This is a genomic window from Paenibacillus sp. Aloe-11 (assembly GCF_000245715.1).
GTDB lineage: Bacteria > Bacillota > Bacilli > Paenibacillales > Paenibacillaceae > Paenibacillus > Paenibacillus kribbensis.
This window is the reverse complement of sequence record NZ_JH601055.1, coordinates 69,590-80,230: the sequence shown is the minus strand read 5'-3', so window position 1 is coordinate 80,230 and position 10,641 is coordinate 69,590. Positions and strand designations below refer to the sequence as shown.

At 49.8% G+C, this 10,641-nt stretch carries 8 protein-coding genes; all 8 read left to right on the top strand.

Annotation, left to right across the window (positions count from 1 at the left end; all coding sequences use genetic code 11):
* Positions 1–1,912 (top strand): DNA mismatch repair protein MutS (mutS, locus tag WG8_RS13225; protein WP_007430694.1); only part of this gene is annotated, 1,912 nt, incomplete at its 5' end.
* Between the two features lie 68 nt (positions 1,913–1,980).
* Positions 1,981–4,182 (top strand): DNA mismatch repair endonuclease MutL, encoded by a 2,202-nt coding sequence (gene mutL, locus WG8_RS13220; protein ID WP_007430693.1) that lies wholly within the window; start codon positions 1,981–1,983, stop codon positions 4,180–4,182.
* A gap of 12 nt (positions 4,183–4,194) precedes the next feature.
* Positions 4,195–5,046, top strand: coding sequence for a class I SAM-dependent methyltransferase (locus WG8_RS13215; RefSeq protein ID WP_007430692.1), 852 nt, complete (start codon positions 4,195–4,197; stop codon positions 5,044–5,046).
* Positions 5,030–6,010: a tRNA (adenosine(37)-N6)-dimethylallyltransferase MiaA gene (gene miaA / locus WG8_RS13210; protein WP_007430691.1), complete on the top strand. Its 981-nt coding sequence runs from the start codon at positions 5,030–5,032 to the stop codon at positions 6,008–6,010. Before WG8_RS13215 ends, miaA begins: the two co-directional genes overlap by 17 nt.
* A 20-nt stretch (positions 6,011–6,030) precedes the next feature.
* On the top strand, positions 6,031–6,276 hold the full coding sequence (hfq, locus tag WG8_RS13205; RefSeq protein WP_007430690.1) for an RNA chaperone Hfq: 246 nt from the start codon (positions 6,031–6,033) through the stop codon (positions 6,274–6,276).
* A gap of 185 nt (positions 6,277–6,461) precedes the next feature.
* The gene (locus WG8_RS13200) at positions 6,462–9,122 is read left to right on the top strand and encodes a penicillin-binding protein 1A (protein ID WP_007430689.1); all 2,661 of its coding nucleotides are present in this window, start codon (positions 6,462–6,464) and stop codon (positions 9,120–9,122) included.
* A gap of 164 nt (positions 9,123–9,286) precedes the next feature.
* On the top strand, positions 9,287–9,844 hold the full coding sequence (locus WG8_RS13195) for a DUF402 domain-containing protein (protein ID WP_007430688.1): 558 nt from the start codon (positions 9,287–9,289) through the stop codon (positions 9,842–9,844).
* Positions 9,841–10,536, top strand: coding sequence for a YdcF family protein (locus tag WG8_RS13190; RefSeq protein WP_198286456.1), 696 nt, complete (start codon positions 9,841–9,843; stop codon positions 10,534–10,536). Before WG8_RS13195 ends, WG8_RS13190 begins: the two co-directional genes overlap by 4 nt.
* The last annotated feature ends 105 nt before the right edge of the window (positions 10,537–10,641 follow it).

Here is a 10,641-nt window from a genome sequence, read left to right as displayed (position 1 = left end):
CAGCCATATGATTGAGGAACGGCTAGAGGCGGTGGACAAGCTATACCATCAGTTCATTTTCCGTGAAGATGTGCGTGCTCAGCTCAAAGAGATTTACGATCTGGAGCGACTGGTTGGACGAATTGCCTTTGGCAGCGCTAATGCACGCGATCTGATCGCTCTTAAACTGTCGCTGGCCCGGATTCCGGGTTTGCGCGAACTGTGCGCCGAATCGCCTTCACAGACGCTGAGACGAATTGCCCAAACGCTGGATAGCTGTACAGATTTGTGTGCGTTGATCGAGGAAGCGGTAGCGGATGAACCGCCAATCTCCGTAAGGGACGGGGGGATCATTAAGGAAGGCTACCACCAGCGTCTGGATGAGCTGAGGGAGGCGAGTGTGAACGGCAAGCGCTGGATCGCCGAGCTGGAGGCCAAGGAACGTGCTGCAACGGGCATCCGGTCGCTCAAAATCGGATATAACAAAGTATTTGGTTATTATATCGAGGTGACCAAATCCAATTTGGCCTCATTACCGGAAGGTCGGTATGAACGCAAACAGACGCTGGCGAATGCGGAACGGTATATTACACCAGAGCTGAAGGAAAAGGAATCCTTGATTTTGGAAGCTGAAGATAAAATGGTCGATCTGGAGTACACGCTTTTCTCCGAGCTGCGCAGTAAGCTGAACGCTGAAATTCCCCGTTTGCAAAAGCTGGCAGAGCAGGTGGCTGAAATTGACGTATACCAGTCCATGGCATCCGTGAGCGCGGAGCGCGGCTTTGTGAAGCCTGAACTGACAACGGGGTACGATTTTGTGGTTGAGCAGGGGCGGCATCCCGTTGTGGAGGCTGTAATGAAGGATGGCAGTTTTATCGCCAACGGCACCGCTCTGGAGGAAGCAGATGCGCATATTTTACTGATCACGGGTCCAAATATGGCTGGTAAAAGTACGTATATGCGTCAGGTTGCACTCATTGCAATTATGGCTCAAATTGGTTGCTTCGTCCCGGCTGCACGTGCTAAAGTACCGATGCTGGACCGTATTTTCACACGTATCGGCGCAGCGGATGATCTCATCGGCGGGCAGAGTACGTTTATGGTGGAAATGGCTGATATCCAAGTGATGACGGACAAGGCAACCCCGCGAAGCTTGATCATTATCGATGAGCTGGGACGCGGTACGTCCACAAGTGAGGGGATGGCGATTGCGCAGGCGGTTATCGAATTTGTACATGACACCATCGGCTGTAAAGCGCTGGTGTCTACGCATTTCCATGAGCTGGCTCATTTGGAGCAAAGTCTGTCTTCGCTGCGGAACTACTCTATGGCGGTACAGGAAAGCGGCGACAAGGTGAACTTCCTGCGTAAGCTCATACAGGGAGCAGCTAGCAGCAGCTATGGTATTTATTGTGCCCGGCTGGCAGGTTTGCCAAGTAACATTATTGAGCGTGCAAATGGGCTATTGCATGGCTTTGAACAAGCGGCAGCCCAAGTAACGGCAGGCACTGAGAACGTAGCGGGAGCGAAGGAAGCAACAGCCCATCGTACACACTCAGGGACAGGAGCCGCTTCTTCTCTGAACACGGAGAACCGGGACAATTCAGCCCAGACATTGCGAGAACAGGGAGCAGCTGCATCACAAGCCCAGCCTTTATCGCAGCAAGCCACCCTTGTAAAAGAGGATACTGTACAGGCTGCGGAAGATCCCAGCGCGTTAGAGCAGGGGGCGACCGGAGTGATACAGCTGTCTATTTTCGGAGAGCAGGAGCTTGCTCCCGTTAAGTCGCAGTCCGAGTCAGAGACGGCTGAGGCTAATCCGGTTGTACGCCAAATTTTGCGCAAGGTGAAAAATGCTGATGTCATGAACATGACTCCCTTGCAGGCGATGCAGCTGTTAAACGAATTAAAAAACAAGGCCAACGGCCTGTAGCAAAAATAAATGACGTGATTAGTTTCTTGTTTTTCATCACACTTTGAAGTCAGGAGGAGGTTCAAAGGATGTCTAAAATTCGAGTACTGGATGAGCATATTGCGAACCAGATTGCTGCCGGCGAGGTCGTGGAACGTCCGTCCTCCGTCGTAAAGGAACTGGTGGAAAATGCGATTGATGCAGGCGGTACGCGTGTGGACGTATCTGTTGAAGAAGGCGGGCTGCAAAGTATCCGGGTTACGGATAACGGCAGCGGTATTGAGCCTGAAGACGTGGAAACGGCCTTCTATCGCCATGCAACCAGCAAAATCGGACATGGCCGCGATCTGTTTCAGATTACGAGTCTGGGCTTTCGGGGTGAGGCGCTTCCGAGTATCGCCGCTGTATCGAAAGTGGAGCTGCTTACGGCAGCCGGAGACGACGGACGTGCGCGTAAATTGGTGATTGAGGGCGGCAAGCTGATGCTTCACGAGGATGCAGCCGCCCGGCAAGGCACGGATTTTACCGTTCGGGAGCTGTTTTATAATACGCCGGCACGGCTGAAATATATGAAAACGATCCAGACGGAGCTGGGGCACATTTCGGATGTGCTGTACCGGATGGCGCTTTCACACCCGGAAGTTGCTTTTACCTTGCGACATAACGGCAATACATTGCTGCAAACGCTGGGCAATGGAGATTTGCTGCAGGTGATTGCCGCGATTTACGGAACTTCTGCGGCGAAGTCCATGCTGCCGCTGGAAGGAGAGAGCCTCGATTACCGCATTAGCGGCTTTGTCAGTCGACCGGAGTGGACCAGATCGAACCGGAATGCGATTTCAACCGTAGTGAATGGTCGCTTTGTGCGCAGCTACGGGCTCAATCAGGCGCTGCTTAAGGCATATCATACGTTGCTGCCGATCAATCGTTTTCCGCTGGCAGTGATCCAGCTGGAAATGCATCCTTCATTGGTGGATGTTAACGTTCATCCCGCCAAGCTGGAGGTGAGGTTCAGCAAGGAGACCGAACTGTTTCAACTGGTTGAGGATTCGATAAAAGCTGTTTTGGGGCAGCAGGTGCTGATTCCGAAGGCCGTCAAGCGCGAAATCGGCGGCAAGGATAGTGGCTCGTTTGTTCAGGAGCAGTTTCACTTTTCGAAGGGACATGATACTGGATATGATACGGGAAATAGAACGGAAGGTGCTGTTTCTTCCGGCGAAGACAGGGGACTGGCAGAGCCGCTTTCCGTGGCCTCTCTAAAGGGGCAGGACCCGCGTCAATCCAATCGTTTGAACGGGAATGAAGAGAACCGCAGGGTTAGCCCGGAGCGTGAACTACGTACGCACAGGGAGGGCGTTCCTGCTATTGATCGGGCAAGCGCTCTTTCAGGGACAAGTGTCAGCGATGAAGAATTGAATGCAGATTTTGTGGATGAAAACAATGGGAGCGGAGGTATGTCACTCCCTGGTGCTCATAGGCAGTCGTCCGGTGCTCAAGAGGTGCAAGGAGACGAGGCTGCAGTAGGCACATCTTCTGTTTACAGCGGAGCTGTTCAGGAAACGGCCGCTTCTGCCACCTATCGCTCTTCTGTGGCTCCGAGTGCAGGAAATGCTGCGGACTCGCGCTATTTCACCGACGAGAAGCCTCGTCAGCCACGGTTGAATGCCGAGCAGCTGGCAGCGATGTCTGGTGAAGCTCCCGAGCTGCCCACTTTTCCTGAGCTGAATTTGATTGGTCAGCATCATGGAACTTATCTGATAGCGCAGAACGATCAGGGCTTGTATTTAATTGATCAGCATGCTGCGCACGAACGGGTCAATTACGAGTTTTATTATGAAAAGTTTGGCAATCCCGAGTCCGTATCGCAGGAACTCCTCCTGCCGATTACACTTGATTTTACGCCTTCTGAGACGGAAAAGTTGAAAACGAGGCTACACTGGTTTGAACAGGCGGGAGTGTATTTGGAGCATTTTGGCGGTCAAACCTTCCGTGTCAGCTCTTATCCATATTGGCTCCCCAAAGGGGAAGAAGCGGATGTCATTGAGGAAATGGCTGGATGGGTACTGGAGGAAAAAGCCATTGATCTTGCCAAGCTGCGCGAGGCGGCCTCGATTATGTGTTCCTGCAGAGCTTCGATTAAAGCTAATCAGAAGCTGACCGATCGACAGGCTGTCGTCCTGCTGGAGCGTTTGGCAGCGTGCAAACAACCGTACACTTGCCCCCATGGGCGTCCTATCGTCGTTTCCTTTTCCACATATGATTTGGAGAAGTTGTTTAAAAGAGTAATGTAAGGGAGTATAAATATGTTGCAGGATTGGGAAAACCGTGAAGAAGAAAAGCAGATGATGCTTCGTGAGCAGCAAGCTGAATTACTGGTGACGACAGGGGATGCTCCCTCGGCTGAGGTTGTGCAGCGAGCGGAGCTGCTTGCAGCCGAGCTGGGGGTGCTGTACGCCCCCCGTCGTGGCATATCAGTAGCTAAGCTAATCGCTGCTCATAGAGTCCGTCAGGCTCTGGTACTGGTGCAGGGCGGAGTGAGGCTGATTGGCCCGGAGCAGACAACGATGGCTTTTCACCCGAGTATGGGCTTCATTCGTGCCAAGCGGGTATTAAAAGGTGAGCCTGATCCGATGTTGACTGCCGCCAGGCTCGTTCCGGGCGATACCGTGCTGGATTGTACCGCAGGACTCGGAACGGATTCCCTCCTGTTTTCCATTGGAACGGGAAGTTCTGGACAAGTAACGGCTGTGGAAAGTTCTTTTCCCGTCTATGCTTTAATCAAGGATGGAATGAGGCATTACCGTTCCGGTAACTCCGCGGTGGATGAGGCATTTTCCAACATTGATGTTCGTTTTGGTCACCATCTGGACTTTTTGCGCAGCTTGCCGGATCGCAGTATAGATATTGTTTATTTTGACCCGATGTTCCGTGATCCGTTGCTCGATTCCAGCGCAATCGGTCCATTGAGAGGGTTGGCTAACCCGGACGCACTAGATGAGGAAAGTATTGTTCAGGCCAAGCGGATTGCACGGAAAACAATTGTATTGAAGGAAAAACGGGGCAGCGGGGAATTTGCCCGCCTCGGCTTCCGTGTGGAGCAACGGGGCACAACGAAAACAGTGTACGGAGTGATTGATATTGACAGCGGGATCTAAGCCTAAATTACTTGTTCTTGTTGGCCCGACTGCAGTCGGCAAGACGAAACTGAGCATTGAGATGGCACGGCAATGGGACGCGGAAATTATTTCCGGTGATTCCATGCAGGTGTACCGTCATATGGACATTGGAACAGCCAAAATTTCCAAACAGGAAATGGAAGGAATCAAGCACCATTTAATTGATATTCATGAGCCTGAATACCCATATTCAGTAGCTGCATTTCAGGAAGATTGCCGTCGCCTCATACCGGATATTCATTCCAGAGGAAAATTGCCGTTTATCGTAGGCGGAACAGGTTTATACGTGGAATCGGTCTGCTATGAATACCAGTTTTCCGAGGTGGGAGCTGATGAAGCTTTTCGTCAGGAACAGCTTGATTTTGCCGAACAGTTTGGGGCCGAAGCGCTTCATGCGCGACTGCAGGCGGTTGATCCCGAAAGTGCGCTTCGTTTGCACCCCAATGACCGTCGTCGTGTCGTTCGGGCATTGGAAATTTACCATGTTAGCGGAACGACACTTAGCTCGCAACTTGCCAGTCAAAAGAAGGAGTCTCCCTACCAATTGTGCATCGTAGGTTTGACAATGGATAGGCAAATGCTTTATAAACGTATTGAAGACCGAATCGACGGGATGCTCGATCAAGGGCTTGTTGCTGAGGTAGCCTCCTTAATGGAACGGGGAGTGCGAAGCGATGCCATCTCCATGCAAGGTCTAGGCTATAAAGAGATATCCTCCTACCTGCGGGGAGAGGTGTCTTTGGAAGAAGCGGTGACTTGGCTAAAACGGGATACGCGTCATTTTGCGAAGCGACAGCTCTCGTGGTTTCGCCATATGAAGGATATCCAGTGGGTAGATGTCACTGATTTCGGAAATTTTTCTGCTCATGCAGCCCAAATACAAGAAATTATAGCAGGAAAGTTCCGGACAGACCTTGAATATACTTCAAAACAATCCAAATGATTATTGGGGGTACGGCTAAAATGAACAAGTCTATTAATATCCAAGATACGTTTCTGAATCAATTGCGGAAGGATTCTATACCCGTCACGGTATACCTCATCAATGGATTTCAGGTGCGGGGAACGATTAAGGCCTTTGACAATTTCACAATTGTTATTGATTCCGATGGGAAGCAACAGCTGATTTACAAGCATGCTATATCCACCTTTACACCGCAACGCAATGTATCGCTTGTACAGCAACAGGATAATATCGGCGATAACTGATTAGGGGCTTGACGGTCGCCAGGTTGATGAAACTTTTCGAGCGTCCGTCTCGTCTAACTGTATAGGAATGTGACCGAGAGCAACCTGAACAGGGTTGTTCTTTTCATTCCGTTTTGATTTCATGCTACCGAAAGCAAGGTACATGTTCGGCAACATATGATTATTCGCGAAAGGGAGTCAGGGGAATGCCAAACGATTCATTGTCCAGATCCGGCAATCGCAATAGAAACACACCTAAAGAGAAGCCGAAGGGCAAGAAAAAGAAAATTACAGGTAAGCGAATTGGATGGACGCTGTTTATTACAGCAGCGTTAGCCATATTTTGCGCACTTGCCGGATACTTGTTCGTCATGGTCAATGGCGAGCAGATTTACAAAGCCAACAAGGATAAAATTAACGTGAATGGGACATCGAAGGTTTATGACCGCAACGGTGTGCTTATGGGTGAGCTGTCTGTGCAAAAAAGCGATCCTGTCACAAGTGAAGAAATTCCGGATTTGCTTAAAAAAGCTTTTGTAGCAACGGAGGATAAACGATTTTACGAGCATCAGGGTGTCGATATTTGGTCCATTGGGCGGGCGGCTGTTAAGGATATCGTAGCTCGTTCAGCGGTGGAGGGCGGTAGTACGCTGACCCAGCAGTTGGCCAAAAACTTGTTTTTGTCGCGTGACAAAACCTTTTTCCGTAAAGCGACCGAGGTATCTATTGCCATGGCTTTGGAACGGAATTTGACAAAAGATGAGATTATCACACTTTATCTAAACCGGATTTGGTTTGGACGTTCGTATTCCGGTATTAAAGCAGCATCGGAAGGTTATTTTGGAGTGACAGATTTAAAACAATTAAAGTTGTGGCAGATTGCTACACTAGCCGCCATTCCGAAAGGGCCTTCCAAATACAATCCGATCAGTAACCCGGAAGACTCGAAGGCCCGGCGTGCGGTGGTTCTTCAGCTGATGTTCGAGCAGGGGATGATTGGCAAGCAGGAGATGGAAGCAGCCAAGGTAGTAAATTACGATTACAAGCAGCCGGAAAAAGTGCAAAAGTATCAGAATTTTATGGAGTATGTGATGAATGAGGCAGAGGATGCCTTGCCAGGAGTCAGCGGGAATGATCTGATCATTGGCGGTTATCAAATTCATACGACCATGGATGCTCAGGCTCAAAATGCACTGGATCAGGCGATGGCAGATGATGATATGTTCGAAAAAAGCCCGGACGATCAGCCTGTTCAAGCCTCTATGGTTATTATTAACAACCAAACGGGCGGAATAGCCGCAATGGCACCCGGACGGGATTACAAGAGGGGAACCTTTAACCGTGCAACACAAAGCCGCAGACAGCCAGGCTCGGCCTTTAAACCTATTGCGGCGTATGCGCCGGCTCTCGAATCCGGCAAATTTACGATGGATACCCCTTTAAGTAACGAACGGCAGAGCTTTAACGGGTACAGCCCGAAAAACTTGCATGGTTACTCTTCGACCATCAGTATGACCGATGCGATTACAAAGTCTGAAAATATCCCGCCAGTATGGTTGCTGAACCAAATCGGCGTGGAAAAAGGGGTTCAGTTCGCGGAAAGCCTGGGCATTCCGATGGATAAGAATGATCACTCGCTTGCTATCGCATTGGGGGGATTAAGCAAAGGGACAAATACCCTTGAAATGGCACAGGCGTACAGCGCTTTTGCCAATAAGGGACAATTCCAAAAGGCTTATTCCATTAAGCAAATTAATAATAGTGATGATCAAGTGATTTATACTCATGAAGAGGCATTCAAGCCTGTAATGAGTGAGAAAACAGCTTATGAAATGACACAGATGATGCAAAATGTAGTCAATAGCGGCACAGGCCGCAAAGCGCGTATTGACTGGCCTGTAGCCGGTAAGACGGGTACGACGCAAAGTGGAATCAGCGGCAACAGCGGCAACCGGGACATCTGGTTTGTCGGTTATACGCCGGAGTATACCGGAGCCGTATGGATGGGATATGACAAGCCTGACAGCAAGCATATGCTGAGGAACTACAGCGGACAGTCTGCAGCCTTTTTCGGCAGAGTCATGGGCGATGCGCTCAAAGGACATCCGGTTACGCAATTCTCCCAGCCGAAGGGATATGAGCCGCCAGTAGTTGAGAAACCGGTTGAGACTGTTCAGGCTACTGCTCCAAGCGGTTTGAACGGATCTTATAGTCAGGATACGCAAATTGTATCTCTATCCTGGACTGCATCGGCGGGTGATAATGTACAATATCGTGTGTATCGCAAAGGGTCTTCCGATCCAGACTTTACGCCGATTATGGAGGCAATGAAGGGCACAAGCGGTGAAGATACGTCTCCTGTGCCAGGAAATACGTATGAATATTATGTAGTCGCTTATGGACCGGATGGTAAGGAATCCGAACGTTCCAATACAATTAGCGTGGAAGTTCCGGCAGACACCACTCCGGTGGATCCACAACAGGGAACTGATCCGAATCAGGATGGAACCTTACCGGACAACGGTGGAGTTACAGATGGCCAAAATGGTACGGATCAGGGAAATACAAATCCTGGTGGCGCCGATAATGGCACTGGCACGGATCAAGTTCCGATGACTCCTGGGGACACCAGTGGAAATGGCACTGGGGGTACAGGCAACGACAATGGAAGCTCCGGTAACGGAATTGATACGAACCAGGGGAATGGTCAGACAACTATACCGGATACAGGGGCTGTCAATGGTGAGACAACGGTGAATCCGAATGATATCAGTACATCTACTACAGGAACCCTGGGGGATGGAGGTCAGGAAAACAATTCCAACGACCATTCGAACTCCAATCGTGGACACCGCAACCGGAATTAGTAGCTTCGCTTTATGTAAATTGGCTTGTTTTTAACCTTAAGGTATTTTCAGACCGTTTTACGGTCTGAGAATACCTTTTTTTGTTGTAGCTTGGGGTATCTTTTTTGAGTGTACAGTTTAAATATGGTAAGCTGGTTTTACCAATGTTGGAGAGGAACATCATTATGAAGCGCAAATTCGGAGACCGGGCCAACTGGCGCAGAATAACGAATCGCAAGTTTGCTTGCCGGTATGTAGAAAGTGACGCGTTTACAGGATATGTGACCCTGTATACCATTTTGAGTCTCAAGGAGCCGTTATGGAAAAGCTACGGTGGTCATACGTTTTGCATAGCCGATAAAGGTTATTCCTGGCTGCAGTATTATCCAAAAGGTGAGCATTATGTGGTGACAGCTATGTTTGACAATCGGGAGCAGATCGTGGAATGGTACATTGACACCTGCCGAAATCAGGGTGTAACCGATCAGGGTGTCCCTTGGTTTGACGATTTGTATTTGGATGTCGTGGTGCTCAAAAATGGTGAAATCTTCTTGGTGGATGAGGATGAGCTAGAGGAAGCGCTACAACGCGGGCATATCTCAACGCAAGAGGCAGAATTGGCTAATCGTACAGCGGCTGATGTGCTACATCGGATAGATGCCCACATGTTCCCCTATTTTAAAATGTCGCTGAAACACCGTGCGGAATGGTTTCATAACGGTGATTTCAAAAGGGATCGGTGAATGTTTTGCAGTGGATGGGTAACATCAGGCCAAAACGCCCTGAGCCTCAGAATAGGCTAAGTCGCTCAGGGAGAAGACGTATCTTACTCAAGCGTCTCGTACTTTGCTTGCTGATGGTTATACTGATCGGATTGGTATGGGCAGGCTTCCGAGTTTGGAACATGAATACAGCCGCCTCTACCTCTCCGCTTCAGCAAGCGCAAATCGGAATCGTGCTGGGGGCTTCCATGTGGGGAGCAGAGCCAAGCCCCGGATTAAAGGAGAGGCTGGAAGAAGCCTTGCGGTTATACCGCAATGGGACCGTCAAGCGTCTGATTGTAAGTGGAGGGCTGGATCAGCCTGATTTTCCGTATACAGAGGCCGAAGGAATGCAACGCTATCTGGTAGATAGGGGTATCCCTGCCCAGCATATTGTACTGGAGAACCATGCTACCAGCACCTACGAAAATTTGCTGTATAGCCAGCGAATCATGAGAGCGTATGGCTGGACCTCGACTGTGATCATTACACATAGCTATCATGGCCCTCGTGCGCTGGAGATCGCTCAATTTTTGAATTTTGATCATCCTCAGATGGCTCTGACGGAATCCAGAGTATTGAATATGCCGCTTCATCAATCGAGAGAAGTATTGGCTTACGCTAAATGGACGCTGCAACGGTGGTGGATCAGCGCTCAAACTTGGCTGGCCTGAACGGGGAGAAAAATGCCTTGTGTGCATTCCCGTTGCTTTTGTGCTAATAAGGACATGCCGGACCGAATACATTAATAGGGTAAGCTGTGCCTGAAGAAATGTTGA